24 protein-coding genes are annotated in these 24531 nt (G+C 68.7%); 16 read left to right on the top strand and 8 right to left on the bottom strand.

Annotated elements, in window-relative coordinates; translation table 11 throughout:
• Window positions 1-22: 22 nt before the first annotated feature.
• The 4 genes from panB to NR798_RS35515 are packed head-to-tail and all read left to right on the top strand — an operon-like array spanning window position 23 to window position 2915.
• Complete coding sequence (gene panB / locus NR798_RS35530) at window positions 23-922, top strand: 3-methyl-2-oxobutanoate hydroxymethyltransferase (RefSeq protein WP_375766984.1); 900 nt, start codon at window positions 23-25, stop codon at window positions 920-922.
• Window positions 923-925: 3 nt separating this feature from the next.
• On the top strand, window positions 926-1780 hold the full coding sequence (panC, locus tag NR798_RS35525) for a pantoate--beta-alanine ligase (protein ID WP_375766983.1): 855 nt from the start codon (window positions 926-928) through the stop codon (window positions 1778-1780).
• 13 nt (window positions 1781-1793) lie between these two features.
• Window positions 1794-2279, top strand: coding sequence for an SsrA-binding protein SmpB (gene smpB / locus NR798_RS35520; RefSeq protein WP_375766982.1), 486 nt, complete (start codon window positions 1794-1796; stop codon window positions 2277-2279).
• Between the two features lie 30 nt (window positions 2280-2309).
• A complete protein-coding gene (locus NR798_RS35515; RefSeq protein WP_375766981.1) occupies window positions 2310-2915 on the top strand; it encodes a ClpXP protease specificity-enhancing factor SspB in 606 nt (201 codons plus the stop codon).
• 18 nt (window positions 2916-2933) lie between these two features.
• Here the strand turns inward: NR798_RS35515 and NR798_RS35510 are convergent, their stop codons facing one another.
• The 6 genes from NR798_RS35510 to NR798_RS35485 form a co-directional block, all read right to left on the bottom strand.
• The gene (locus tag NR798_RS35510; protein ID WP_375766980.1) at window positions 2934-4706 is read right to left on the bottom strand and encodes a serine/threonine-protein kinase; all 1773 of its coding nucleotides are present in this window, start codon (window positions 4704-4706) and stop codon (window positions 2934-2936) included.
• Window positions 4707-4722: 16 nt separating this feature from the next.
• On the bottom strand, window positions 4723-5061 hold the full coding sequence (locus NR798_RS35505; RefSeq protein ID WP_375766979.1) for a DUF971 domain-containing protein: 339 nt from the start codon (window positions 5059-5061) through the stop codon (window positions 4723-4725).
• An 83-nt stretch (window positions 5062-5144) separates the two neighbouring features.
• Entirely contained in the window at window positions 5145-6845 is a 1701-nt protein-coding gene (locus tag NR798_RS35500; RefSeq protein WP_375766978.1) for an HD domain-containing phosphohydrolase, read from the bottom strand.
• Between the two features lie 19 nt (window positions 6846-6864).
• The gene (locus NR798_RS35495; protein ID WP_375766977.1) at window positions 6865-7746 is read right to left on the bottom strand and encodes a LysM peptidoglycan-binding domain-containing protein; all 882 of its coding nucleotides are present in this window, start codon (window positions 7744-7746) and stop codon (window positions 6865-6867) included.
• Complete coding sequence (locus tag NR798_RS35490; RefSeq protein WP_375773875.1) at window positions 7743-8189, bottom strand: FecR domain-containing protein; 447 nt, start codon at window positions 8187-8189, stop codon at window positions 7743-7745. Before NR798_RS35490 ends, NR798_RS35495 begins: the two co-directional genes overlap by 4 nt.
• 97 nt (window positions 8190-8286) lie before the next feature.
• The gene (locus tag NR798_RS35485) at window positions 8287-9090 is read right to left on the bottom strand and encodes a carbon-nitrogen hydrolase family protein (protein ID WP_375766976.1); all 804 of its coding nucleotides are present in this window, start codon (window positions 9088-9090) and stop codon (window positions 8287-8289) included.
• 215 nt (window positions 9091-9305) lie between these two features.
• Here NR798_RS35485 and rimP point away from each other — a divergent pair, with 215 nt between their 5' ends.
• The 11 genes from rimP to NR798_RS35430 all read left to right on the top strand — a co-directional run bounded on the left by rimP (window position 9306) and on the right by NR798_RS35430 (window position 22178).
• Entirely contained in the window at window positions 9306-9788 is a 483-nt protein-coding gene (gene rimP / locus NR798_RS35480; RefSeq protein WP_375766975.1) for a ribosome maturation factor RimP, read from the top strand.
• A gap of 60 nt (window positions 9789-9848) precedes the next feature.
• The gene (nusA, locus tag NR798_RS35475; protein ID WP_375773874.1) at window positions 9849-11537 is read left to right on the top strand and encodes a transcription termination factor NusA; all 1689 of its coding nucleotides are present in this window, start codon (window positions 9849-9851) and stop codon (window positions 11535-11537) included.
• A 41-nt stretch (window positions 11538-11578) separates the two neighbouring features.
• Entirely contained in the window at window positions 11579-11920 is a 342-nt protein-coding gene (locus NR798_RS35470; RefSeq protein WP_375766974.1) for a YlxR family RNase P modulator, read from the top strand.
• A gap of 71 nt (window positions 11921-11991) precedes the next feature.
• Complete coding sequence (infB, locus tag NR798_RS35465) at window positions 11992-15261, top strand: translation initiation factor IF-2 (RefSeq protein ID WP_375766973.1); 3270 nt, start codon at window positions 11992-11994, stop codon at window positions 15259-15261.
• Window positions 15262-15349: 88 nt separating this feature from the next.
• Window positions 15350-15958, top strand: coding sequence for a DUF503 domain-containing protein (locus NR798_RS35460; RefSeq protein WP_375766972.1), 609 nt, complete (start codon window positions 15350-15352; stop codon window positions 15956-15958).
• Entirely contained in the window at window positions 15955-16314 is a 360-nt protein-coding gene (gene rbfA / locus NR798_RS35455) for a 30S ribosome-binding factor RbfA (protein WP_375766971.1), read from the top strand. Before NR798_RS35460 ends, rbfA begins: the two co-directional genes overlap by 4 nt.
• A gap of 4 nt (window positions 16315-16318) precedes the next feature.
• Window positions 16319-17188: a tRNA pseudouridine(55) synthase TruB gene (gene truB / locus NR798_RS35450; protein WP_375766970.1), complete on the top strand. Its 870-nt coding sequence runs from the start codon at window positions 16319-16321 to the stop codon at window positions 17186-17188.
• A gap of 224 nt (window positions 17189-17412) precedes the next feature.
• On the top strand, window positions 17413-17685 hold the full coding sequence (gene rpsO, locus NR798_RS35445; RefSeq protein WP_043390443.1) for a 30S ribosomal protein S15: 273 nt from the start codon (window positions 17413-17415) through the stop codon (window positions 17683-17685).
• A gap of 388 nt (window positions 17686-18073) precedes the next feature.
• Window positions 18074-20245, top strand: coding sequence for a polyribonucleotide nucleotidyltransferase (gene pnp, locus NR798_RS35440; protein WP_375766969.1), 2172 nt, complete (start codon window positions 18074-18076; stop codon window positions 20243-20245).
• A 211-nt stretch (window positions 20246-20456) separates the two neighbouring features.
• A complete protein-coding gene (locus NR798_RS35435; protein WP_375773873.1) occupies window positions 20457-21155 on the top strand; it encodes a hypothetical protein in 699 nt (232 codons plus the stop codon).
• Window positions 21156-21167: 12 nt separating this feature from the next.
• A complete protein-coding gene (locus tag NR798_RS35430) occupies window positions 21168-22178 on the top strand; it encodes a M23 family metallopeptidase (protein WP_375766968.1) in 1011 nt (336 codons plus the stop codon).
• Window positions 22179-22333: 155 nt separating this feature from the next.
• Here the strand turns inward: NR798_RS35430 and NR798_RS35425 are convergent, their stop codons facing one another.
• Complete coding sequence (locus NR798_RS35425) at window positions 22334-23071, bottom strand: hypothetical protein (RefSeq protein ID WP_375766967.1); 738 nt, start codon at window positions 23069-23071, stop codon at window positions 22334-22336.
• 71 nt (window positions 23072-23142) lie between these two features.
• Entirely contained in the window at window positions 23143-23673 is a 531-nt protein-coding gene (dcd, locus tag NR798_RS35420) for a dCTP deaminase (protein ID WP_375766966.1), read from the bottom strand.
• Window positions 23674-23970: 297 nt separating this feature from the next.
• Between dcd and dut the strand changes: the two genes are divergently transcribed.
• Window positions 23971-24426, top strand: a complete 456-nt coding sequence (gene dut / locus NR798_RS35415) for a dUTP diphosphatase (RefSeq protein ID WP_375766965.1) — start codon at window positions 23971-23973, stop codon at window positions 24424-24426.
• Window positions 24427-24531 lie beyond the last annotated feature (105 nt).

The raw sequence follows: 24531 nt of genomic DNA, 5'->3' as shown, positions 1-24531 counted from the left end.
TACCCTCAGAAGGAGGTGAACCGTGAAGGACAAGGTCACCATCCACACGCTGAAGCGCCAGAAGCAGAGCGGCCAGAAGATCTGCATGGTCACGGCCTACGACGCCACCTTCGCCCGCGTCTTCGATGAAGCCGGAGCGGACGTGCTGCTCGTGGGAGACTCCCTCGGCATGGTCGTGCAGGGCCATGACTCGACGCTCCCGGTCACGATGGACCAGATGGTGTACCACTCCGCCGCCGTCGTCCGCGGGACGAAGCGGGCACTCGTGGTGGGCGACATGCCCTTCATGAGCTACCAGGTGTCGGTGGAGGAGGCGGTGCGCAACGCGGGCCGTCTGGTGGCGGAAGGCCGGGTGGGCGCGGTGAAGCTGGAGGGCGGCGCCGAGTTCGCCGACGTCATCTCCGCCCTGACCCGTGCCAGCATCCCCGTCATGGGCCACCTGGGCCTCACGCCGCAGTCGGTGCACAAGATGGGCGGCTACGTGGTGCAGGGCCGCGACGAGGACGCCGCGCGCAAGATTCTCGAGGACGCCATCGCGCTGGAGCGCGCCGGCTGCTTCTCGCTGGTGCTCGAGGGCGTGCCGCTGGAGCTGGCGCGTCAGGTGACGCAGCGGCTCTCCATCCCCACCATCGGCATTGGCGCGGGCAAGTACTGCGACGGCCAGGTGCTCGTCTGTTACGACCTGCTGGGGATGAACCCGGACTTCAAGCCCAAGTTCGTCAAGCGCTACGCCAACCTGTACGGCTCCATGACGGAGGCCGCGGGCGCCTACTTCTCCGAGGTCCGCGCGGGCACCTTCCCGGACGAGGAGCACTCCTTCAAGTCCAAGCCCATCCGCCTCGTGGCCTCCACGCCGGAGCCCACGGACGGGTCCGCCGAGGGCACCGACAAGGTGGGCCCCGTCTACGGAGCTCCGGTCTAGCCCATGGCCCCGCTCGTCCTTCGTACCGTTGCCGAGACCGCCGCCTGGGCGGATTCCCTTCGCCGCTCGGGCCGCCGCCTGGCGCTGGTGCCCACCATGGGCTTCCTGCACGAGGGCCACGTCTCGCTGATGCACGAGGGACGCCGGCGCGCCGACGCCGTCGCGGCCTCCATCTTCGTCAACCCCACCCAGTTCGGTCCCAAGGAGGACCTGTCGCGCTATCCGCGGGACATGGAGGGGGACCTGGCCAAATGCGCCAGCGCCGGAGTGGAGGCCGTCTTCGCTCCCGTCCCGGAGGAGGTGTACCCCCCGGGTTACCAGACCTACGTGGACGTGGAGCAGGTGAGCCAGGGCCTGTGCGGTGCGCGCCGGCCCGGCCACTTCCGCGGCGTGGCCACGGTGGTGACGAAGTTGCTGTGCCTCTTCAAGCCCCAGCTCGCCCTCTTCGGCGAGAAGGACTACCAGCAGCTCCAGGTCATCCGCGCCCTCGAGCGCGACCTGAACCTTGGAGTTGAAATCATCGGCATGCCCACCGTGCGCGAGCCGGACGGGCTGGCGATGAGCTCGCGCAATGCCTACCTGTCCCCCGAGGACAGGCAGCGGGCGCTCGCCCTGTCGCGAGGCCTGGCGGCGGCCCGGGCCCTGTGCCAGAGCGGGACGCGCGAGACGCCGGCCCTGGTCGGTGCGGTGCGCCGTGAATTGGAGGCAGCGGGCCTCCGAGAGGATTATGTCGAGTTGGTGGACGCTACCTCGCTGACCCCGCTGCCGGCCGTGACTCCTGGCCAGCCGGCGCGGCTGCTGGTGGCGGCCTTCGTTGGTTCCACACGGCTGATCGACAACCAGCCCATCGGAGGCTAGGGGACACGAGCGTATGGCGGCTGGAAAGGGCAAGGGCGGGACGGGCGAGTCCGGTATCAAGATCATCGCCGAGAACCGCAAGGCGCGCGCCGCCTACAGCGTGGACGAGAAGGTCGAGGCCGGCCTCGCGCTCTCGGGTAGCGAGGTGAAGGCGTTGAGGGCCGGGACGGCCAACCTCTCGGACGCCTACGCGCTGCCCAAGGGCAGTGAGCTCTATCTGCTCAACGCCCACATCGGCAGTTACAACCCCTCCAGCTTTTTCAGCCACGAGCCGCTGCGCGGCCGCAAGCTGTTGATGCACCGCGCGGAAATCGACCGGTGGATCACGAAGGTTCGGGAGCGAGGCTATTCCATCATCCCGCTCCTGCTGTATTTCAAGAACGGCCGGGCGAAGGTGGAGCTGGGGTTGTGCCAGGGCAAGACGCACGAGGATCGACGGCAGGACATCAAGGAACGGGAGACCAAGCGGGAGATGGACCGGGCGATGCGCCGTCGCTGAAACGCCCCCCTCGCCCGCTAGCGCACGTCGATGGACAAGAAGGGTCCTGAGAAGAAGGCGCGGCTATTGGCCGCACTCGACAAGGGCATGGTGATGATCCACCTGGACGCGCGCCGTCCGGGGGTCCTCGTGCCCACCTCGCTGCGCAATGAGTCCCACCTGCGCCTCAATCTGTCCTACCGGTTCGATCCACCGGACCTGACGGTGGGCGAGTGGGGCGTGCGTTGCACCCTGAGCTTCTCGGGGAGCCGGTTCAAGGTGGCGGTGCCGTGGTCGGCGCTCTTCGCCATCACCAGCCACCTGACGAAGGAGTTCTGGATGTACCCGGACGACATGCCGGCCGAGCTCATCCAGCAGACGATGGTGACGTCCAAGGTGCCGGAGGACGTGACGGAGCAGCCGGCGCCGGCGGTGGAGCCGCGTCCCCGGGCCATGCTGCGCGAGGTGGGGCGGCCGGAGGACGAGTCGCCCGAGCCCGTCGCGGCGGTTCCCGTTCCGGCTCCGGCCGCCACGCCGGCCCCGGTGCCCGTGCCGGCTCCAGTGCCGGTGTCGGCTCCGAGCCCCGTCGAGGCCGAAGGGCCCACGGACGAGCCGCCTCCCGGGCCTCGTCGAGGCCATCTGCGCCTGGTGAAGTGAGCGTGGGCCTTCCCCGCCTCAGCGCTTGAGGCGGACGTTGAGGTCCACGGGCTGGCCGCCGGTGAAGGTGCCCCGCCAGGGCTTGTGCCCCTTGAGCGTCAGCTGCACGGGGACGTCCTGGCCGCTGGCGTAGGTGTTGTCGAGCATCATGGGCGTGACGCCGAGCTCCGTGCCGTCCACGGTGACGGTGGCGCCCTCGGGCTGGCTCTGGATGGAGAGCAGGGGCAGGGATTTCTTGGGCCCCACCGAGTAGAACATCCGGGTCACCACGGGCCGGAGGTAGGGGTAACCCACCACGGCGGCGCCGCCCAGCAGCAGCAGCGTGGCCACGGTGGTCGCCACGCGTCCCCACGGGAAGCGCGCCTTGGGCGGCTCGTAATGCGTCTCCTTCTTCGGGGCGCGCTCGGCCAGCTCCAGCTCGTCTTCCCGCATGTCCAGCACCGAGCGCCGCGGAGCGGACGCGGAGGCCTGGGACGAGGAGACGTCCTCGGCGAGCGAGGACAGCTGCGGGGACAGCTCCCGGGCGCAGTGGTCGCACGGCGCATGGGCCGAGGCGAGGGGCCTGTTGCAGCGGGAGCAGCGGGCCTCCCGGGTCCGCGGGGCCGCGGCGGCCGGGGGCGTGGCGGGGCCGCGGGCCGGAGCCGGGGCGCGAGCAGGCGCGGGCGTAGCGGGGTCCGGGGTGGTGGGCACGACGAGCCGGCCGCTCATGCTGAGCGCGGCGCCTCCGGGCACCTCCTCGTGCTCCTCCAGGTTCTCCTCCACCGGCTGCAGCTCGAAGGAAGGGGGATTCACGGCCCGGGTGGACAGGGAGGGGCGGCGGACGGTGGGCTCGATGGAGCCCGGTTGCGCGTCGGTGGACTCCGAGGCCTGGGCCCGCTCGACGAGGGTGAGGGGCGGGGTGAGGCTGGAGATGAAGGTGGCCAGGGACTGGGAGGTGGCGGGCTCACCGGCCTGGGCCAGGTAGCGGGCCAGCGCCTCGGCCATGTCCTCGGGCCGGGGGAAGCGGGCCTCGGGCGCCTTGGCCATGGCGCGCATCACCACGGCGGCCAGCGGCGCGGGCACATCCGTGAGCGGCGCGGGCTCCTGCTGGGTGATGGCGAGCGCGAAGGACATCGGGTCCCCCGCGCCATCCCCGAAGGGGTGGCGTCCGGCGAGCAGCTCGTAGAGGACGATGCCGAGCCCGAACTGATCGCTCAGGGCGTTGGCGGGCTCGCCGCGCAGCGTCTCGGGGGCGGCATAGGGGAGCTTCCCCTTGAAGGTGCCGGGCTGGGTGCCCATGGACACGCCCTCGAGGCGGGCGATGCCGAAGTCCGTCACCTTCACCTCGCCCTCGCGGGAGATGAGGATGTTGGAGGGGGAGATGTCCCGGTGGGCGGTGAGGACGGGACGGCCGTTGTGCAGGCGGCGGTAGGCGTGGACGAGGCCGGCGAGCACCTGGGAGCCGATGAGGGCCACCAGGTGGGGAGGGAAGCGCTGGCCGCGGCGGTGGGCGTGGCGCAGCAGCACGCCCAGGTCCCAGCCGTCCACCAGCTCCATCACCAGGAAGAGCCCTTCCGCGCTGCTGCCCACGTCATAGACGCTGGCGATGTTCTGGTGGTGCAGGTGGGTGGCGAGCCGGGCCTCGGCGAGGAACATCTGCGCGATGGTGGGCTCACTGGCCAGGTGGGGCAGCACGCGCTTGATGGCCACGGACTTCTCGAAGCCCTCCGCGCCGCGCGCCACGCCGAGGAACAGCTCCGCCATGCCTCCCATGGCCAGCGGACGCACCAGACGGTAGCGGGACTCGTTCACGCGTTCCTCCACGGGCTCAGCCCTGGGCCTGGGTGATCTCTCGCAGCAGCTTCCAGGGGTAGATGCCGGTGCCGTGACCGTCGCTGAAGACGAAGGTGAGGGCGTAGTTGCCCACCGGCTGCAGCTGGGTGATGCGCACGTCCGCGGGCACCCGGGCCGGGTCCAGCGTCCGCTTGTTGGTCCACTCGTCCACGCACCCGGCGCACGGGCACTGCTGGCGCAGCATCTGCGCGGAGGCGCCCGTCTTCACGCCGTCCTCCCAGAGGAGGCTCAACCGGGTGTTGTCCGGCGACAGCGTCACCTCGGAGGCGGAGACGGGGCGCTCGGTGGGCTTGATTCGATCCCAGAAACTCAAGGGGTTCCCCTTTCAGGGCCAGAACATCGCTGGGCCCTGCTTACCATCCAGCGCGCCGGAGGGGGAGGGAACCCGAAGGGGCCTCACGAGGCGAGCTTCACGGGAAGCCGGTGGCCCTCGACGCGCACGCCCTTCTTCTCCAGCACCCGGCGCAGCGCGGACACCACGGCCGGATCCAACTGCTTGCCGCTGAGGTTCTCGAGGATCTCCATCGCCTTCTCCAGGGGCATGGCCTTCTGGTAGGGGCGGGTGGAGGTGCAGGCGTCGAAGGTGTCCGCGCAGGCCACGATGCGGGCCAGCAGGGGGATGTCCTCGCCCGAGAGCTTGTCCGGGTAGCCGGTGCCATCCCAGCGCTCGTGGTGGCTGCGCACGCAGGCGCGCATGGCCTGCAGGAAGCTGATGGGCTTGATGATGCTGTCGCCGATGGCCGGGTGCTCGCGCATGATGGTCATCTCCTCGTCCGTCAGCCGCGACTGCTTGCAGAGGATGGACTCGACGATGCCGATCTTGCCGATGTCGTGGAGGATGCCGCCGAACTGCAGCTGCTTGAGCTCGCGCTCGGAGAGGGCCATCTCCCGGCCGATCTCCACCGCCACGTCGCCCACGCGCTGGCTGTGGCCGCGGGTGTAGGAGTCCTTGGAGTCGATGGAGTTGGCCAGGGCGACGATGGTTTCCAGGTAGCCCTGCTCGAGGCTCTCGTAGAGGCCGCGGTTCTCGTGGTCGTACGCGAGCAGCTGCTTGCTCATGTAGTTGAACGTCCGGGCCAGCTCGCCCAGCTCGTTCTTCTGGGGGACGTTGACCTCGAGGCCGAACTTGCCCTGGGCCAGCTGGAGGGCGCCCTGGATGAAGCCCTTGAGGGGGCGGGTGACGCTGCGCGAGAAGAAGGCGGCGAGCGCGAGGGCCACCACGGTGGCGGCCAGCACGGTGAGCAGCAGCCGCCGCTCCATGGTCTCCACCTGCTTGTAGGCGAGCGCCACGGGCTGCTCGGAGACGATGGCCCAGTGGGGGTCCGCGAGGGTGGCGTAGGCGGCGACGACGGCCTCGTCGCCCTCGGAGAAGTTGCCCACGTGGAGGATGTCCGTGTCCGGGGTGCGCGCCACGCCCTTGAGCAGGTGCGCCACCACGGGCCGTTGGGAGACATCCTGGCCGGCCACCAGTCCGCCGCCGCCGGCGAGCACATGGCCCTGGGCGTCGGCGAGGTAGACGAAGCCGGTGCTGCCCACGCGCTCCTGGGCGAGCATGGTCTGCAGCTCCACCAGCGACACGTCCGCGGCGATGTAGCCCTTGACGGGCTCGCCCACGGGGAAGGCGAACGTCACCACGGCCTCGCCGGTGGGGCGCCACACCACGTCCGCGTAGTGCAGGCCGGCGAGTCCCTCCAGCAGGGCCACGGCGCGCGACTCGTGCTCGGCCAGCGCGGTGGGGGGCACGTCACTGACGGCGAAGGCCTGCAGGCCCGGCAGCCGCTTGCCGTCGGGCCCGAAGAGGGTGATGGCCTGCACCTCGCGGCTCTGGTTGAGCACCGCGCGCAGGTACGTCTGCTGCTGCTCCAGCGGCAGGGCGAAGAAGCCGGGCACGCGCGCCATGCCCATCACCGCGCGCGTGGGCTCGGCGAGGAAGCCCTCCACCTTCAGCTTGAGCTGCTTGACGCGCTCCTGCGTCAGCTCCTGCGCGTCGCGCACCAGCAGCTCGCGCGTGTCGGACACGGACAGCAGGCCCACCATCACGGTGGGCACGAGGCTGGCCACCAGCATCAACAAGAGGATGGTCTTGAAGAGCCGCATTGGGGACGCGCCTCCCGCGCTACTTCCAATTCGTGGGATGCACCTGCAGGTTGATGGACTTGGCCGGCGCTTCCGCCACCTCGAAGAGCTGCTCGGCTGAGGCCTCGGAGCGGGACTCGCGGGTCACCGCGCGCACGCTCCAGCGGTAGGCACCCGCGGCCAGCGACACCTTGAGCTGGTGGGCGGAGGCCGGCAGCGTGCGCTTCTCGCCGCGCGCGGGCACCAGCTCCACCTCGTAGCTCTCGGCGCCTTCCACCGGCTTCCAGGCGAGGGTGACGGGGCTCGGTCCGCTCTTGGCGAGCTGCACGGTCAACTTCGCCTTGTGGGTGGGTTGGGTGGGCTGGGGCGCGCCCAGCGGCGCCCGGGGAGGCGGCGGGGGCTGGCCCTTCTCCACGCGCAGGCTCTCGCCGGCGTTGAGCCGCTGGGTGACGCCCTCGGCCTCCACGCGCACCGGCTGGCCGGACCTGGACTCCACGGTGGTGGCGCCCTTGTCGTCCACGGCCACGGTGAAGGCGGTGGGCTGCGTCGTCGACACCAGCTTCCACGCCCCATCGGCCGCCTGGGCGGCGTCGTCGTAGCGCGCGCCCTGGAAGTAGGCCTCGGCCTCCTTCAGCTTGGCCGCGGCCTCCTCGCGCCGGGCCGCCTGGGTGTCCGCCGCGGCCAGCGCGTTGCGCGCCGTCGTGAGCGAGCGCTGGGCGTGCTCGCGGTTGGGCCCCGGCAGCTTCAGCTTCGTGCCCGGCGCCACCGCGTCGTCCTTCAAACCATTGAGCGCCTTGAGCTCGCTGGCGCCGCCGCGGTCTCCCAGCGTGCGCTGGGCCACCTGGGCGAGCGACTCTCCATCACGTACCACCACCTCGGTGGGCGCCAGCATCAGCAGGGCGAGCAGGAGGGAACTCTTCATTGGAACACGATCTCCCTTCCGGCCCGGACGGTGGCCGCTGGCGTGGTGACCGACAGTGACTGACGTGCCGGATCTTCCATCTCGGCGTCCACGCGGCCGCGGAGAACCGTCAGGTCCGTGCGCTCCTGCCCGGGCCTCGGCCGCGTCTCCGCGATGCCGATCAGCGCGTCGTCGCCCAGGTTCACGATGCTTCCATTGGCGAAGACGATCTGCGCTCCCGCGCCTGCCACGGTTCTCACCTTGTCGTTCTCGAAGAGGGGCATGCCCTCCTGGGCGGGGAGCCACTCGTCCCCCGCCGCGCGTTTGACCTTCACATCCCCTTGGAGCCCCTTGAGCTGGGCACGGCGCACCGGCGGCGGTGCGGCCGGCGCATGCACCGGGGCCACGGGCTTCTCATCGGCGGGACAACCCACCGAGACCGCCCCGAGGAGGACGAACACCATATAGGACCAGCGACTTTTCACGAGAGAGGTTCCGGTCCCCAGTGTACCGGGGATTGGACCCGTCACCCAGTGCCCTGGTCACAAGTGCTCGGCTGGTTCAGTCCAGTCGTCGATGTTGCAGGCAGGGCAGATTCTTCCGGATGCGGGCGAGCAGCTCGGGGTCCACCGGGGCCACGGCCAGTCCCTCGCCCTCGGAGGCCCGGGCCGTCACCAGGCCCCAGGGGTCCACCACCATGGCGTGGCCCCAGGTGACGCGCTGCGGGGAGTGCCGCCCGCCCTGGGCCGGGGCGAAGAGGTAGCACTGGTTCTCGATGGCGCGCGCGCGCAGCAGCACCTCCCAGTGATCCTTGCCCGTCATCAGGGTGAAGGCCGCCGGCACGGCGAGCAGGGTGGCGCCATCCTTGGCCAGGCGGCGGTACAGCTCGGGGAAGCGCAGGTCGTAGCAGATGGAGAGGCCCAGCCGGCCCGCCTCCGTGTCCGCCACCACCACCTGGGTGCCCGGGGCCACCGCCGCGGACTCGAGGTAGGGCGTGCCGTCGCCCACGTCCACGTCGAAGAGGTGGATCTTCCGGTACACGGCCAGCCGCGCGCCGTCCGGCCCGAAGAGCACCGTGGTGTTGTAGAGGCGGCCGCCCGGGGCGCCCGTCTCCAGGATGGAGCCGGCCAGCAGTGTCACCTTCCGCTCGCGCGCCAGCTCGGCCATGCGCGAGAGGGTGGGGCCCTCGAGCGTCTCGGCGGCTCCGAGTCGCTCGGCTTCTGGGCCCATCCAGCTGAAGTTCTCGGGCAGGCCCACCAGGCGGACCCCCAAATCGGCCGCACGCCGGACGAGCCGGGTGGCCGAGTCGAGGTTGTGGGCCTTGTCCGCGGTGGACACCATCTGGGCTGCGGCGATGAGGTGCATGGGGGCGTTATAACCGGTCCCTGTCCATGGAAACCCCGGGAATCCCTACCCCTGGGAGGACTGTTGGATGGCAGGACAAGGGGTGCGTCATCCTTTACACCCCGAGGTGGCGTGTGTTACGGACGCCGCCGACATTTTTCGACGCAGTTCTTCGAAAAGTGGGCCGTCGTGCCCGCTTTTTGTGTTTTTGGAGTCCGGAGTTTTCGAAGCGGCCTATGGCGGAGAACATCAAGCAAACGGTGGAGGCAAGGGCACAGGAGGTGCTCGAGCCCATCGTTGCGGGCGAGGGGCTGGAGCTCCTCGAGGTGGAATTCCTCCGCGAGCGCGAGGGCTGGATCCTGCGCCTGTTCATCGACAAGCCGGGCGGACGGGTGGGCCTGGACGAGTGCTCGCAGGTCTCGCGGGCGGTGGACACGGTGCTGGACGTGGAGGACATCGTCCCCCACGAGTACAACCTGGAGGTCTCCAGCCCCGGCGTGAACAGGCCCCTGAAGAAGCCCGTGCATTTCGAGCGGGTGAAGGGCCAGAAGATCAAGGTGAAGACCTTCGGGCCCATTGGGGAGCCGCCGCGCAAGAACTTCACCGGAACGCTCACCGAGGTGGCGGCCGACGCCATCGCCGTGGACGTGGAAGGGGCGGGCAACTTCCGCATCTCCTTCAAGGACATCGCCAAGGCCAATCTGGAGTTCGAGTTCTAGCAGTCCACATACAGGGTGCGCCCTCGCGCGGGCGCGCCCGTGGAACCTTTGGAGAAGATGATGCCCACGCCAGCCAACCCCAACATCAACCTCAACCTCGTCCTGGACCAGGTGGCCAAGGACAAGGGCATCGAGCGGAGCGTGCTCATCGCTACCCTCGAGGACGCGATGACGACCGCGGCCAAGAAGCACTTTGGCCAGGAGCGCAACCTCGAGGCGAAGTACGACCCGGAGAAGGGCGTGGTGGAGCTCTTCCAGGCCATCACCGTGGTGGAGACCATCACCGATCCCATCCAGGCGGTGAACCAGATCTCCCTGGACGAGGCGCACAAGAAGGGCATGGAGGTGGAGCCGGGCGACGAGCTCGTGTTCCAGATCTTCTACCGTGACGAGGACGCGGCGGAGGCCAAGGCGCAGGACGATCAGTACGGGGACATCCTCCGGCTGAAGACGTTCCGGCGCGGCTTCGGACGCATCGCGGCCCAGACGGCCAAGCAGGTCATCCTCCAGCGCACCCGCGACGCCGAGCGCGAGAACGTCTTCAACGAGTACAAGGACCGGCGCAACGAGATCGTCACCGGCATCGCCCGGCGCTTCGAGCGCGGCAACATCATCGTGGACCTGGGCCGCGCCGAGGCGGTGCTCCCGGTGCGCGAGCAGGTGCCCCGCGAGACGTACCGCGCCGGCGATCGCGTCCAGGCCTACGTGCTGGACGTGCTGCGCGAGTCCAAGGGCCCGCAGATCGTCCTCAGCCGCGCCTCCGTGAACCTGCTGACCAAGCTCTTCGAGATGGAGGTGCCGGAGATCGCCGAGGGCATCGTGGTGATCGAGGCCGCGGCGCGCGAGCCGGGTGGGCGCGCGAAGATCGCCGTGTCCAGCCGCGACTCGGACGTGGATCCGGTGGGCGCGTGCGTGGGCATGAAGGGCAGCCGCGTGCAGGCGGTGGTGCAGGAGCTGCGCGGCGAGAAGATCGACATCGTGCCCTACGACGAGGATCCGGCGCGCTTCGTGTGCGCCGCCCTGGCCCCGGCCGAGGTGAGCCGCGTCATCATCGACGAGGCCAACCACGCCATGGAGCTCATCGTCCCGGATGACCAGCTGTCGCTGGCCATCGGCCGGCGCGGGCAGAATGTCCGCCTGGCGGCACAGCTGACGGGTTGGAAGCTGGACATCAACAGCGAGAGCCGGGTGCGCGAGATGCGCGAGTTCGCCAACCGTTCGCTGGGCGCCCTTCCGGGTGTCAACGAGATGCTGGTGGAGACGCTCTACGCGCACGGTTTCCGTCAGGCCAAGGACATCGCCGAGGCCAATCCGGAGATGCTGGCGCAGATTCCGGGCATGGACCCGGTCCGGATTCCCGCCATGCAGGAGGAGGCGCGCAAGCAGATGTCGCTGGACGCGGCCGAGCTGTCGCGCATGGAGCGGGAGCGCGAGCAGGCCCGCCAGGCCGAGGCGCGCCGCCATCCGGACGAGCTCAGTCAGACGGAGCGTCTGGCCCGCGTCAGGGGCATGGGCGAGAAGACCATCGAACAGCTGGGCCTCGCCGGTTACAAGACGGTGGAGGAGCTGGCCAACGAGAAGGACCTGGCGAAGCTCGGCGATGTGCCGGGGGTGGGCATCAAGAAGGCCCGCCAGCTCAAGAGTGCGGCGGAGAACTACCTGGTCGAGGAGGCCAAGCTCCGGGCGGAGCTGAACGCCGAGCGGGGGGCTTCTTCTTCGGCTGCCCAGTCGGCGGGGGATGTGGCTTAAGGTCGGAGTAAGGTCGTAAGCTCGCTGGGCTGGCAGGGGGGATGCGCCTGAAGGCTCGTTCCGGTAGTAGAAGAAAAGAAGAACTCCCGGCGAACGCCGGACCGGTGCGAAGCTGCATCGGTTGCGGCGCCAGGCGGATTCAGCAGGAGCTCACCCGGTTGGTGGTGGGCCCTGAGGGCGCGGTGGTGGTGGACAGGGCGAGGCGGCTCCCCGGGCGGGGGGCTTATCTTTGCGGTGCCGGGTGCCTGGCCGCGGCGGTGAAGCGGAAGGCCTTTGGCAGGGCCTTCCGGGGGAAGGCGGGGGCGGTTGATCCGTCGGCCCTGGGACAGGCGTTGGAGTCAGGCCCGGCTCGGGGTGGAGCGGCCGGGGGGAGTGGGTGTTAGCACCACTCGCACACATTTTTGGATTAGGGTGCTGCGCCCGGTAGCCGGCGGAGCAAAAGGCCAAGCAACGTATGTCGAAGAAGCGCGTTCACGAAATTGCCAAAGAGCTCAAGGACCAGGGCGTCGAGCTCGACAACAAAGAGGTCGTGACCGAGCTCGTCGCGCTCGGCTACGACGTCAAGAGCCACTCGTCCTCGCTCGAGGACGATCAGGCCACCGCTGCCGTACAGAAGATCCTGGACAAGCGGAAGCCCAAGCAGGCCGCGGCGCCGGTGACGGCGAAGGGGTTCGTGGTGCGCCGCAAGGCCCCGAGCGCTCCCTCGTCCGACACGGGCTATGAGGAGGCTCCGGCCGAAGCGCCGCGGGCCGCCGAGCCGCCAGCCGCCGAGGCCCCGCGTGCTCCCGAGCCGCCGGCTGTCGAGGCTCCCGCCGCCGAGGCGCCGCGGGCCGCCGCTCAGCCGCCGGCCGCTCCGGAGACCCCGGCCGCCGCCGCTCAGCCGCCCGCCGCCGAGGCGCCCCGGGCCGCCGCGACGCCCTCCGTTCCCGAGACTCCGGCTGCCCCCGTGGCGCCGGCCACTCCCGCCGAGGCACCCCGTGCCGAGGCCCAGCCTGCCGCCGCCGCCGAGCCTTCGCGCCCCGCCACGCAGCAGCCGTCGTCCCCCGCGGCCGCCACCGAGGCGCCGCGGGCCGCGGAGCCGCCCCGTGCGGCCACCCCGCCCCCGGCCGCCGTCGTGCAGCCGCCCACCACCGTCAAGGAGTCACCCAGCTTGTCTACCCGCCCGCCTTCGGCGGTTCCACCCACTGTCCGGACCCCCTCGGCCCATCCCTCTTCCGGTCCGCATCGGACCTCTTCCCCGGGGGGTCCCGGTGGTCAGGGCCGTGGTCCCGGTGGTCCCGGTGGTCAGGGCCGTGGTCCCGGTGGTCCCGGTGGCCAGGGCGGTCGTCCCGGTGGTCCCGGCGGTCAGGGCCGTGGTCCCGGTGGTCCCGGTGGCCAGGGCGGTCGTCCCGGTGGTCCCAGCCAGTACCAGCGCGGCGGTCCCAGCCAGTACCAGCGCAGCGGCGGCATCCAGTCCACCGGCCCGGTGCGTCCCTCGACGCCGGGTGCCGCGGGTGGTCAGCCCGGCGCCGCTCCGGGTGCGACGGGCCAGCAGGTGATGGTGGGCGGCGTGCCCCACCAGCAGGTGACGCAGGATCCGCGTTCGCAGCGTCCCACGGCCACCCAGGCCGTCGTCATCTCGCGTCCGCTCATCCAGGTGCGCCGCGTGACGCCCACTGGCGGCGCGGGCAAGCAGTACCCCATGGCGCCGGGCAAGAGCGCCATCGGCGAGAAGCGTGAGTTCAGGGTCATCCCGGACCACGCCGGCCGTGGCCGTGAGCTCGTCGACGTCTCCAAGGGTAAGGACAAGGAGAAGGCCGGCGGACGCAGCGCCAAGCGGGGCCCGGGCGGCGAGGGCGGTCCCTCCAAGCAGGAGATCTCCGACCTGGTGTGGGGACGCGTCACCATCCCCATCCGCGGCAAGAAGAAGAAGCCCACCAAGAAGGGCGCCAAGACGCAGATCACCCAGATGGCCGAGGAGAAGAAGGTCATCAAGATCCAGGAGGGCATCTCCGTGTCCGACCTGGGCCAGCGCATGGGTGTGCGCACCAACGAGCTCATCAAGAAGCTGATGGGCCTGGGCAAGATGGCCACGGCCAACCAGATCATCGACCCGGAGACCACCGAGCTGCTGGCCACCGACTACGGCTGGCGCGTGGAGAAGGCCGGCTTCGAGGTCGAGGACTTCCTGCCCGAGGTGGAGGCGCGTCCCGAGGACGAGCGCAACCGTCCGCCGGTCGTCACGGTCATGGGCCACGTCGACCACGGCAAGACGAGCCTGCTCGACGCCATCCGTGCCGCCAACGTGGCGGCCGGCGAGGCCGGTGGCATCACCCAGCACATCGGCGCCTACTCGGTGAAGACGTCGCGCGGTGACATCACCTTCCTGGATACCCCGGGCCACGAGGCCTTCACGTCCATGCGCGCCCGCGGCGCCAACGTGACGGACATCGTGGTGCTGGTGGTGGCCGCCGACGACGGCGTGATGCCGCAGACGATCGAGTCCATCAAGCAGGCCAAGGCCGCCGAGGTGCCCATCGTCGTCGCCATCAACAAGATGGACGTGCCGGGCGCCAACCCGGACCGCGTGAAGAAGGACCTGGCCAACTACGAGCTCACCCCCGAGGAGTGGGGCGGTGAGACCATCATGGTGCCGGTGTCCGCCAAGCAGAAGATGGGTATCGATCTGCTGCTGGAGAACATCGCGCTGCAGGCCGAGGTGCTCGAGCTCACGAGCAACCCGAGCCGTCCGGCGGTGGGCGCCATCATCGAGGCCAAGCTGGAGAAGGGCCGCGGTCCCGTGGCCACGGTGCTGGTGCAGGAGGGCACGCTCAAGGTGGGCGATGCCGTCGTCACCGGCACGCACTTCGGCCGCGTTCGCGCCATGAACAACAGCCGCGGCGAGTCCGTGAAGGAAGTCCTACCGGGCTACTCCGCCGAGCTCATCGGCCTGTCGGGTGTGCCCACCGCGGGTGACACCCTCAACGCGGTGGCCGACGAGAAGGCGGCCAAGGAGATCGCCACCCACCGCGCCATGAAGGGCCGCGAGGCGGAGCTGGGCAAGCCCAGCACCCGCGAGACGCTCGAGCAGCTGTTCGCCAAGACCAAGGCGGGCGGCGGCGCCAAGGAGCTGCGCCTCGTCATCAAGGCGGACGTGCAGGGCTCGGCCGAGGCCGTCAAGGAGGCTGTCCAGAAGCTGTCCATGTCCACCCAGAAGGTCCGCGTGGAGATCATCCACTCGGGCGTGGGCGCCATGACCGAGGGCGACGTGATGCGCGCGGCCGCCTCCAAGGGCCTGGTGGTGGGCTTCAACGTCAAGCCCGAGTCCGGCACCGAGGCGGCTGCCAAGGCTCAGGAAGTGACGCTGCAGACCTACAGCATCATCTACGAGCTCATCGATGGCGTCCGCAAGGCCATGGAAGATCTCCTGGAGCCCATCCGCACCGAGCGCAAGCTGGGCCGTGCCGAGGTGCGCAGCACCTTCAACGTGCCGAAGCTGGGGACCATCGCCGGTGCGGCGGTGCTCGACGGTATGATGAAGCGTGGTGCCTACGTCCGCTTGCTGCGCGACAGCAAGCAGCTGTTCTCCGGCCGCATGGCCTCGCTCCGCCGCTTCAAGGACGACGTGAAGGAAGTCGGCCAGGGCTTCGAGTGCGGTATCGGCATCGAGAACTACAGCGATCTCAAGCCCGGCGACATCATCGAGGCCTATGAGATCGAGGAGACGCGGCCGAGCCTGAGCTAGTACCTCTCCGGCCGCTGTCGTTCACCACCGGAGTGCACCCGGTGGCCCGCCGTCCAGGCGAGGTCACCGGGCCGAGGTCCTGAGTGTCATGTTCGTCTGCGTCGCACGTCTGACCCTGCAGATTCCGGAGAGTGGTTCCCTCAAGGCCAAGCGGCAGGTGCTCCGCCGGGTCACGGAACGGGTGAAGGCCCGGTTCAACGTGGCCGTGGCGGAAGTGGATGATCAGGATCTCTGGCAGAAGGCCACGCTCGCGCTGGCGGTGGTGGGCAACGAGCGCCGCCACGTCGACGAGCAGATGGAGAAGATCATCCACTTCGTGGAGGAGATGTACGTCGCGCCCCTCCTCACCCGGCAGACGGAGATCATGGCCTTCGGCGACACGCTCTACACCCCCGCCCGGCCCATGCCCACCAAGCGGACCGGGGACGGGGACGACGAGGAGCCGGAGGAGTCCGAGGAGGACGGTGAGGAGTCAGGACCGGAAGCGGACCTGGAAGAGCTCATCGCCGGCATGGGCCGTGGAGACCGCTCCATGGCCGAGGCCGAGGGCATGGATGATTGGGAGCGCCGGCACCAGGGGCAGGAGAGCGGGCGGCCGGCCAGGGGCAGCACGGACCGGCAGGGTCCGCTGTCGTTGGACGATGCCCGGGCGCGTGCCCGGAGCCTGCGCAATCCGAGGGATTGGGAGAAGAAATGAGCACCAGTAATCGGCCGGAGCGTGTGGGGCAGGAGATCCAGGCGGCCCTCGGGAGGATGCTCACCCGGGGCGAGCTGAAGGATCCACGCATCGGCTTCATCACCATCACCGGCGTGAAGGTGTCGCAGGACCTGAAGACGGCGCGCGTCTACTACTCGATGATGGGGAGCGAGCAGGAGCGCAAGGACACCGAGAAAGGTCTCGAGGCGGCCAAGGGTTATATCCGCCGGGAAATCACCGAGGCGGTGAACCTGCGCGTGTCGCCAGAGGTGTTCTTCACCTTCGACGAGTCGCTGGAGCGGGGTGACCGCATCGAGCGGTTGCTGCGCGAGGTGAAGGACAAAGAGGGCTGGTAGAAGCATGGACGGCGTCCTGGTCATCGATAAGCCCAAGGGGCCCACCTCGTTCGACGTGGTGCGGCAGGTCCGGGGTCTGCTCAGAGTGAAGAAGGTGGGCCATACCGGCACCTTGGATCCCATGGCCACGGGGGTGCTGCCCCTGTGCCTGGGCGAGGCGACCAAGGTGGCCGGCTTCATCACCGAGGGCGACAAGGCCTATGACGCCGTGGTGCGTCTGGGCGCGGAGACGGACACCCAGGACGCCGAGGGCAAGGTGGTGGCCGAGGCTCCCGTGCCCGCCCTCACCTCGGCGCTGCTGGAGGAGGTGCTGGGGCGCTTCCGCGGCTCCTTCGAGCAGGTGCCGCCCATGTACTCGGCGGTGAAGGTGGGCGGGAAGCGGCTGTACGAGCTCGCCCGCGCCGGCGAGGAGGTGGAGCGCGCCAGCCGCCACGTCACCGTGTACGAGCTGGTGCTGCGCGACTTCAGCGCCAACCAGCTGCGCCTGTCGGTGCGCTGCTCCAAGGGCTTCTTCGTGCGCACGCTCGCCTATGACATCGGCCGGGCGCTGGGCTGCGGGGCCCACCTGGAGGGGCTGCGGCGCACCCACAGCGGTCCCTTCACCCTGGCCCAGGCTCTGCCCCTGGCGGACCTGGCCGCGCTGGCCCAGACGCCCGAGGCCCTCGCCAAGCGGCTGGTGCCCGTCTCCGAGGCCCTGACGGACCTGCCTGCGGTGCGGGTGAGCGCGGCGGACGCGGCCCGGGTGTCCCATGGGGTGCCGGTGGAGGCGCCCGCCCATCCCGGCCGCGTGCGGGTGGTGGACCCCGCGGACGCCCTGCTCGCCGTGGCCGAGGTGGTTCGCGGCCGGCTGCGCTACCTGCGGGTGCTCGTCTGACCCCTTGGAGTCCTGGAGAGCGTCCGGGAGACCCCCGTCCCGGGGCATTGGACTGTCCACTGGCCCGTTTCCACGCAGTTGCCCGGGCGCTTGAGGTTGACCGCCCGCACGGGCGGTGCTTATAAGCCCCCGATTCGTTAGTAGAGGAAGCCCGGTCTGTACCCCTCCGCGGACCGTGGCGACCGCAGCACCCACCCCCCGGAGCGGGAAGAAGAAGGAAGCACATGTCGGCACTGCATCAGGACCGCAAGGCAGAGGTTGTCGCGAAGTACCGCACCCACGAGAGCGATACCGGCTCCCCCGAGGTGCAGGTGGCCCTGCTCTCCGAGCGCATCACCATGCTCACGGAGCACTTCAAGACGCACAAGAAGGACCACCACTCCCGCCGCGGTCTGCTGAAGCTGGTGGGTCAGCGTCGCCGTCTGCTCGACTACCTGAAGAGCAAGGACGCCAACCGCTACAAGAAGCTCATCGAGGGCCTCGGCATCCGCAAGTAGGCCTGCGGTCATGAATCGGGGCGCTGGCATTCGTCAGCGCCCCGAGTCGTTAGAGACGTCGCAGCACGCAGTTCGAGGAAGAGAACGGGGCGAGGGGGAAGCAAGAGAGTGGTGTGGATGGAGGTTTTGGTTTCCGTTCGGACGGGCTGACCCCGCAGAAGGGTCGGCCCGCGCGATCAGGGATCAAAGCTCCGGCGCATCCCTCTGGCGCTTCCGAGGCGCCCCCACCGCAGTCAAGCCGCGGTTGCCCGTCTCCGCCTGTTCCAGGCCCGGCGACCGCATCCACCCCACAGGCCTCGCACCGAGGCGCGTGGGCCCTCACCTTTCTTTTGTCCGAAGGCAGGGCGCGCGTCAGCGGGGCCACCAGGAAGTACGAGGCAAGACCGATATGCATCTGAAGAAGAGCGTCAAGATTGGCGAGACCGAGCTGTCCATCGAGACCGGCCACATGGCCAAGCAGGCGGACGGCTCCGTGGTGGTTCGCTACGGCGACACCATGCTGCTCGTCACCGCGGTGAGCGCGCGCGAGAAGAAGGACGTGGACTTCCTCCCCCTCACGGTGGAGTACCAGGAGAAGCTGTACTCGGCCGGCCGCATCCCCGGCAGCTACTTCAAGCGCGAGGGGCGTCTGACGGAGAAGGAGACGCTGGCCAGCCGTATCGTGGACCGCTCCTGCCGCCCGCTGTTCCCGGAAGGGTACGCCTACGAGACCCAGGTCATCGCGAGCGTCATCTCCGCGGACCCGGAGCACGAGGGTGACATCCACGGCATCACCGGCGCCTCCGCGGCCCTGTGGGTGTCGGATATCCCCTTCAATGGCCCCATCGCGGGCATCCGCGTGGGCCGGGTGGAGGGCAAGCTCATCGCCAACCCCACGCGCAAGCAGCGCGAGCTGTCGGACATCGACCTGGTCATGGCCGTCAGCCGTGAGGCGGTGGTGATGGTGGAGGGCGGCGCCGAGGAGGTGAGCGAGGCGGACATGGTGGCCGCGCTCGAGTTCGGCAAGCAGTCGGCACTGCCGGTGTTGGATCTGCAGGACGAGCTGCGGCGCGCGCTGAACAAGACGGTGCGCAACTACGACAAGATCGCCGCGGTGGCCGAGGACCTGAAGGCCAAGGTGCGCGCGCTGGCCTGGGACGGCATCGTCCAGGGCTACACCATCAAGGAGAAGGCGGCCCGCTACGACGCGCTCTCCAAGGCCAAGAAGGAGGCCCTGGCCAAGCTCAAGGAGCAGCTGGGCGAGGCCTACACCTCCCAGGTGGAGAAGCACGCCAAGTCGGTGGTGGAGGACCTGAAGTACGAGCACATGCGCACGCTGACGGTGAACGGTGGCCGCATCGGCGGCCGCGGGCACGACAAGGTGCGTGACATCACCAACGAGGTGGGCGTGCTCCCGCGCACCCACGGCAGCGCGCTCTTCACCCGCGGCGAGACGCAGGCGCTGGTGGTGGCCACGCTGGGCACCGCCGAGGACGAGCAGCGGCTGGAGCTGCTCGGCGGCATGTCCTTCAAGCGGTTCATGCTGCACTACAACTTCCCGCCGTTCAGCGTGAACGAGACCAAGCCCCTGCGCGGCCCCGGCCGTCGCGAGGTGGGCCATGGCGCCCTGGCCGAGCGCGCGCTGCGCAACATGCTGCCCCCGAGCGAGAAGTTCCCGTACACGGTGCGGCTCGTGTCGGACATCCTCGAGTCCAACGGCTCGTCGTCCATGGCCTCGGTGTGCGGTGGCACGCTGGCGCTGATGGACGCGGGCGTGCCCATCAAGGCCCCCGTGGCCGGCATCGCCATGGGCCTGGTGAAGGAGGGCGATCAGGTCGCCATCCTCTCGGACATCCTCGGTGACGAGGACCACCTGGGCGACATGGACTTCAAGGTGTGCGGCACCTCGAAGGGCATTACGTCCATCCAGATGGACATCAAGATCACCGGGCTGACCACGGAGATCATGAGCCGCGCGCTGGAGCAGGCGCGTCAGGGCCGTCTGCACATCCTGGGCGAGATGCTCAAGACGATGGCCGAGCCGCGCAAGGAGATCAGCTCCTACGCGCCGCGGATTACGACCATCCAGATCCGCCCCGAGTTCATCAAGAACGTCATCGGGCCGGGCGGCAAGGTGATCAAGGACATCATCGCCCGCACGGGTGCCGTCATCAACATCGACGACTCGGGCCGCGTGGACATCGCCAGCTCGAACGTGGACTCGGTGAAGTCGGCCATCGCGATGATCCAGGCGCTCACGCGCGAGGCGGAGATCGGGAAGATCTACACGGGCACGGTGCGGAAGATCGCCGAGTTCGGCGCCTTCGTGGAGCTGTTCCCGGGCACCGACGGCCTCATCCACATCTCCGAGCTGTCGGACAAGCGCGTGAAGAGCGTGTCGGACGTGCTCAACGAGGGCGATGAGGTGCTGGTGAAGGTCATCAGCATCGACAAGACGGGCAAGATCCGTCTGTCGCGCAAGGAGGCCATGGCCGAGCGCGCCGCGACGCAGCAGGGCACCGCCCCCGCTCCCGCGGACACCGCCCAGCCCGAGGCCACCCAGCCCGGCGCCAAGGCCTGATGAGGAACTCCCCTCTCCCGCTGGGAGAGGGTGACTCGAAGCCCTCTCTCCGCTCCGGCGGGGGAGGGCTTCTTCCTTTGCGGGCTCCAGGCGGGAAAAATCCCCTGGCCGGCTCGTGCGTTGATGGGCGAGTCCACCTCCGGAGCCTCGCGTGTCCCCAGGGCCTTTCTCCGCGCTCTCGCGTTTCCTCGGCCACTTCCGGTGGGCCTTCATGCCACTCGGCCTGCTGGCGCTCATCGCCGTGGGCGTCCACGCCGCGGCCGATACCCTCGATGACCGGCTCCTGGCCGTCGTGGACCTGGCCGATGCCGCGTTCGACCGCCTCGTGGGCCGCTACTCCCTCACCGCGCCCCTCGTGGACCTGCTCTCCCTGGAGCGGCGCACCACGCTCGCGCGAGCCCTCGCCCTGGCCTGGGAGCTGACGGCGGACCTGGTGCTCGCGCTGCCCGCGCTCGGCTACCGCGAGGAGACGCCGTCTCCCGTCCGGTCCACCGCCTCGCTCCCGCAGCGCAACGCGTGGCGCGCGATGCTGTCGCGCTGCCTGCGCAAGCCCACCTCCATGCGGTGGATCCGCCCGCTGGCCACCGCGCTCGTGGCCGTGGCCGGTGCCTGTACCGTGGCGCGGCTCGTCCAGGGCTCGGTGTACCTCTCGTGGCGCGAGCTGCTCGGGGAGGGTGCGGCGGATGTGGCGGCCCGGGGCCTCGCGCTCGCGGCGTTGGGAGGACTCCTGTGGAGGCTGGGCTGGCGCGCGGTGCTGCGCAACCTCCAGCACGCCGACGCCGCCTCCGAGCTGCATGCGCGTGGATTCGCACGGGCCTTCGCCTACGGGCTGCCTGGCTCCGCCCTGGTGGCGCCCCTCGCGCTCGCCGCCGCGCTCGATGCCTCGCCCCTGTGGTCCTTCGTGCGCTGAGGAGGACGCCCCGTGTTCCCACGCCACGTCCGAGGGTTGCTCGACTTCTCCCTGGCTGTCCTCTGCCTCTGGTGCGCCTGGCACCACACGCCCGCGGGAGCGCTGGTGCGGCGCACCTCGGCCTGGGTCTTCGGTGGCCAGAGCACCGCCCGGCCGTTGCTTGCCTACTACGACGGCGTCAGTGGCTCCGGCGTGTCCGCGCCCGCGCTCGCCCCCGTGGCGCCACCCCTCCGGCCCTTCACCGACGGGGAGGCGCTCGCGTACGGCACCCACCTGGCGCTCAAGGGCCTCTCGCCCGTGGCCCGGGCTCCCGCCTTCGCGCTCGCCGCGGAGCTGGGCATCCCCTCCGAGTCCCTGCTCGACGAGACGCGCGGTCCCGCCGCCGCCCGCAGGCTGCACGAGTCCCTGGCCAGCGCCTTCCCCTACGAGGAGTCCCGTCTCACCGCCGTCTTCGCCGGCCGCGCCCCGGCCCGCTATGCCGTCGCACGCGTGGCGGCCGAGGGCGGTACCCCGAGCCTGGAGCGGCTCTCGAAGCAGCTGCCCCCCGGCTACGAGGACGCCACCGTGGCCGCCGCCCAGGCGCTCGCACTGGCCACGGCCTTCGGTCTCGCGTGGCCCGTGCCGGAGCACACCCCGGTGACGAGCCCCTTCGGCTACCGCCTCCACCCCGTGCTGGGCACGCGCAAGCTGCACACCGGCGTGGACCTCTCCGTGCGCGTGGGCACCGAGGTGCGCGCGGTGTCCGACGGCACCGTGCGCCGCGCGAGCGAGGACGGCGTGAATGGCCGGGTGCTCATCCTCGACCATGGCCGTGGCGTGACGACGGCCTACTGCCACAACTCGGAGCTGCTGGTCCGGCCGGGGCAGCGCGTGACGCGCGGCGAGCTCATCGCCCGCTCGGGCAACACCGGCCGCTCCACCGGGCCCCACTTGCACTACCAGCTCGAGCTGTCCGCGCAGCCCGTGGACCCGCTGCGCTTCCGTGCCAGGCCGACTCCCGTGGCGAACGGGACGGAGCGCTGAAGTGAGCGGGTGATTCGATTCTCAGAAGAATGGGCTGTTTGGAGCCGCAGCGGGCTTCCCCTTGGGCCAGGAGGGCTGTTGAACAGGAGGAGTGCGGACGAAGGACGCGGTGCCCCCAGCCGTTTGAATTGGCCTTGATTTGCCCTGACGGCTCATCAATCTTTGAAGAAACTTACGATGAGAGCGGCAGTAGCAATGGCAAGTGTGATGACCCAGTTGTATTTACTCAGAAAGGATAGGACTCTGGTCTTGAGATCTTCCTTTGGAGGGAAGGCGGGCAGCCCTTTTGAGATCTTGCTATAGGGCTTGGCATCTTCCTTGGCGTTATGTACGTCAAGTACGTAAAGCGTACAGAACGGCTGCTTATGTGTGATTTCGACCGTTCTTTTGCCCAGGTTGAACACAGTTATTGATAAGTGTCCTTTGTAGCCGGGGTCGACCTTTGATGAAGTGTTGGAGAGTCCCTGATGCAGCATGGTCACTTTGGGTAGGATGTTGCCAAATCGTGTGACGGGGAAATGGACGAACTCCGCCGTTCTGATGATGACAGCTTCGCCAGGTTTGAGATGTATGGGGTGCTTATCGTCTATGCCAGACAGTGAGTTGTCTGACAGGTTCAAATATTGATCCCCTACCGTCAGGTCATAACTCGTGTTGGCCTCCTGTGCGTTCTTGGCTTTCAACTCCTTGGCTTTTACATCTTCGGATTCAGAATCTTCGGATTCAGAATCCTCGGATTTTAAGCCCTTGGGCTTGAAGATTGAGATCTGGTTTTTGTCAATACCTTCTATGAGGATGGCTTCCCCATTCCTGTGTCCATGCTTGTTGAAGTCGTCTTCGGTACAGACAACGGTGGGGGTCAGTCCATCTAATATGAAAGGGATGACGCTCATTGTTTGTGGCTTACCGATTGATTGCCGGGGACCCGATAGGTGGTGTCGCTGTCAGGGAATAGGAGGAGTGATTATCTGCTCTTCATCCCCATTGGGCCTGTGGAGTTCTGGTATCTTCCCTGATAGCCAAGTGTGGCTTCAGCTGCCAACTTCATGAAGAAGAGTTTGGCAATGGGCATGCCGGGAATCAGTTTGTAATGAAAATTGCTGAAGTTCACCAACTCGAACGTCACGACGCCTTTGTAGCCCGGCTCGATGTGCCCCGCGCATGGGTGTGCCATGAGGAAGCCCCGGGCAAGGCTGCTCCGGGTCTGCATGAGCCCCATCAGGTTCAGAGGCATGGTGATGATCTCTTCCGATGAAGCCAGCACCGTTCCGTTGGGTTGCAGCACATAGCCATCCTCGGGCCGATCGAGCGTGACCCTGGATAGTGGCATCTCCATGGGCGGGACAAAAGGCTCTGTTGGCGAGGCCTGGTAGTGCGCAAATTGATTCCCCAGGTGGAGGGTGACGGAAATGGAGTCGAGAACCGGTTCGGAATTCGGACGGGAAATTGATTTATCTTTGACCAACTGCGTTATTTCTTGATGAGTCAGAACCATGATGACGTCCTGCGGAAATCTCTGCGCCTGTCTTGTTCCATGCTGCGCACGGGACGCTCTGAGTATGCGGATTCCGAAGCCTGGGAGCCTATTGTGCGCGAAAGACACCCGTCAATAAATCGGGGCGGAGGTGACGTGCTGAGTGATGTGTGTGGCGCGGTCGATGCGACCTGTGAGGTGCTCTCGTTGCCAGCGCAAGGGGTGCACTGAATTGATTCGGGCAGTACCCGCTCTGCTGCAGCCGGAGGGCCGGGTCAAAAGATCGCGCTCTCATTGGGTTATGTTACAGAGTCGAGCATGACCTCCTCTATCACGGTGATGGTGCGCCGGGTGCGAGCCCACCCGGAGCCGCTGCCTCTGCCGCGCTATGAGACGGCACTTGCCTCCGGAATGGACCTAAGGGCGGACATCGAAGGAGAGCTGACACTTGAGCCTCTTGATCGCGTGGCGGTTCCCACCGGACTCGCCCTGGCGCTGCCTCCGGGTTACGAGGCCCAGGTGAGGCCCCGCTCGGGGCTGGCACTGCGGCACGGCATCACCCTGCTGATCTCCCCCGGTACCGTGGACGCGGACTACCGAGGGGAGGTGAAGGTCCTCCTTGTCAACCTCTCCCGCGAGCCCTTCACCCTCAAGCGCGGGGATCGGATCGCTCAGTTGGTGGTGGCGCCGGTGTCCCCCGCCGGGTGGGGCGAGGTGGAGGTGCTTGACGCCACCGAGCGGGGAGAGGGGGGCTTTGGATCGACGGGCCGCTGACCCGGCGTTTCTTGCCCCATGTAGGTGCGGCGGGTTAAGACCCTCCGTGGGTGCCTTCTGGAGGCCCCGTCATAGCCCCCCACCTCCGGGAGTCCGACCGCTTTG

The organism is Archangium gephyra (assembly GCF_042230915.1).
In the GTDB taxonomy this organism is placed as follows: Bacteria; Myxococcota; Myxococcia; order Myxococcales; family Myxococcaceae; genus Archangium; species Archangium gephyra_B.
This window is presented reverse-complemented; position numbering and strand designations above follow the sequence as displayed.

What these genes read in the sequence shown, in the direction of transcription:
- panC (WP_375766983.1), top strand. Translation starts at nt 926, where the DNA reads ATGGCCCCGCTCGTCCTTCGTACCGTTGCCGAGACCGCCGCCTGGGCG.
- rpsO (WP_043390443.1), top strand. Translation starts at nt 17,413, where the DNA reads ATGTCGGCACTGCATCAGGACCGCAAGGCAGAGGTTGTCGCGAAGTAC.
- nusA (WP_375773874.1), top strand. Translation starts at nt 9,849, where the DNA reads ATGCCCACGCCAGCCAACCCCAACATCAACCTCAACCTCGTCCTGGAC.
- dut (WP_375766965.1), top strand. Translation starts at nt 23,971, where the DNA reads ATGACCTCCTCTATCACGGTGATGGTGCGCCGGGTGCGAGCCCACCCG.
- smpB (WP_375766982.1), top strand. Translation starts at nt 1,794, where the DNA reads ATGGCGGCTGGAAAGGGCAAGGGCGGGACGGGCGAGTCCGGTATCAAG.
- infB (WP_375766973.1), top strand. Translation starts at nt 11,992, where the DNA reads ATGTCGAAGAAGCGCGTTCACGAAATTGCCAAAGAGCTCAAGGACCAG.
- NR798_RS35495 (WP_375766977.1), bottom strand. Translation starts at nt 7,746, where the DNA reads ATGAAGAGTTCCCTCCTGCTCGCCCTGCTGATGCTGGCGCCCACCGAG.
- NR798_RS35460 (WP_375766972.1), top strand. Translation starts at nt 15,350, where the DNA reads ATGTTCGTCTGCGTCGCACGTCTGACCCTGCAGATTCCGGAGAGTGGT.
- NR798_RS35485 (WP_375766976.1), bottom strand. Translation starts at nt 9,090, where the DNA reads ATGCACCTCATCGCCGCAGCCCAGATGGTGTCCACCGCGGACAAGGCC.
- NR798_RS35515 (WP_375766981.1), top strand. Translation starts at nt 2,310, where the DNA reads ATGGACAAGAAGGGTCCTGAGAAGAAGGCGCGGCTATTGGCCGCACTC.
- truB (WP_375766970.1), top strand. Translation starts at nt 16,319, where the DNA reads ATGGACGGCGTCCTGGTCATCGATAAGCCCAAGGGGCCCACCTCGTTC.
- NR798_RS35435 (WP_375773873.1), top strand. Translation starts at nt 20,457, where the DNA reads ATGCCACTCGGCCTGCTGGCGCTCATCGCCGTGGGCGTCCACGCCGCG.
- NR798_RS35500 (WP_375766978.1), bottom strand. Translation starts at nt 6,845, where the DNA reads ATGCGGCTCTTCAAGACCATCCTCTTGTTGATGCTGGTGGCCAGCCTC.
- dcd (WP_375766966.1), bottom strand. Translation starts at nt 23,673, where the DNA reads ATGGTTCTGACTCATCAAGAAATAACGCAGTTGGTCAAAGATAAATCA.
- rimP (WP_375766975.1), top strand. Translation starts at nt 9,306, where the DNA reads ATGGCGGAGAACATCAAGCAAACGGTGGAGGCAAGGGCACAGGAGGTG.
- NR798_RS35490 (WP_375773875.1), bottom strand. Translation starts at nt 8,189, where the DNA reads ATGGTGTTCGTCCTCCTCGGGGCGGTCTCGGTGGGTTGTCCCGCCGAT.
- NR798_RS35425 (WP_375766967.1), bottom strand. Translation starts at nt 23,071, where the DNA reads ATGAGCGTCATCCCTTTCATATTAGATGGACTGACCCCCACCGTTGTC.
- pnp (WP_375766969.1), top strand. Translation starts at nt 18,074, where the DNA reads ATGCATCTGAAGAAGAGCGTCAAGATTGGCGAGACCGAGCTGTCCATC.
- NR798_RS35470 (WP_375766974.1), top strand. Translation starts at nt 11,579, where the DNA reads ATGCGCCTGAAGGCTCGTTCCGGTAGTAGAAGAAAAGAAGAACTCCCG.
- rbfA (WP_375766971.1), top strand. Translation starts at nt 15,955, where the DNA reads ATGAGCACCAGTAATCGGCCGGAGCGTGTGGGGCAGGAGATCCAGGCG.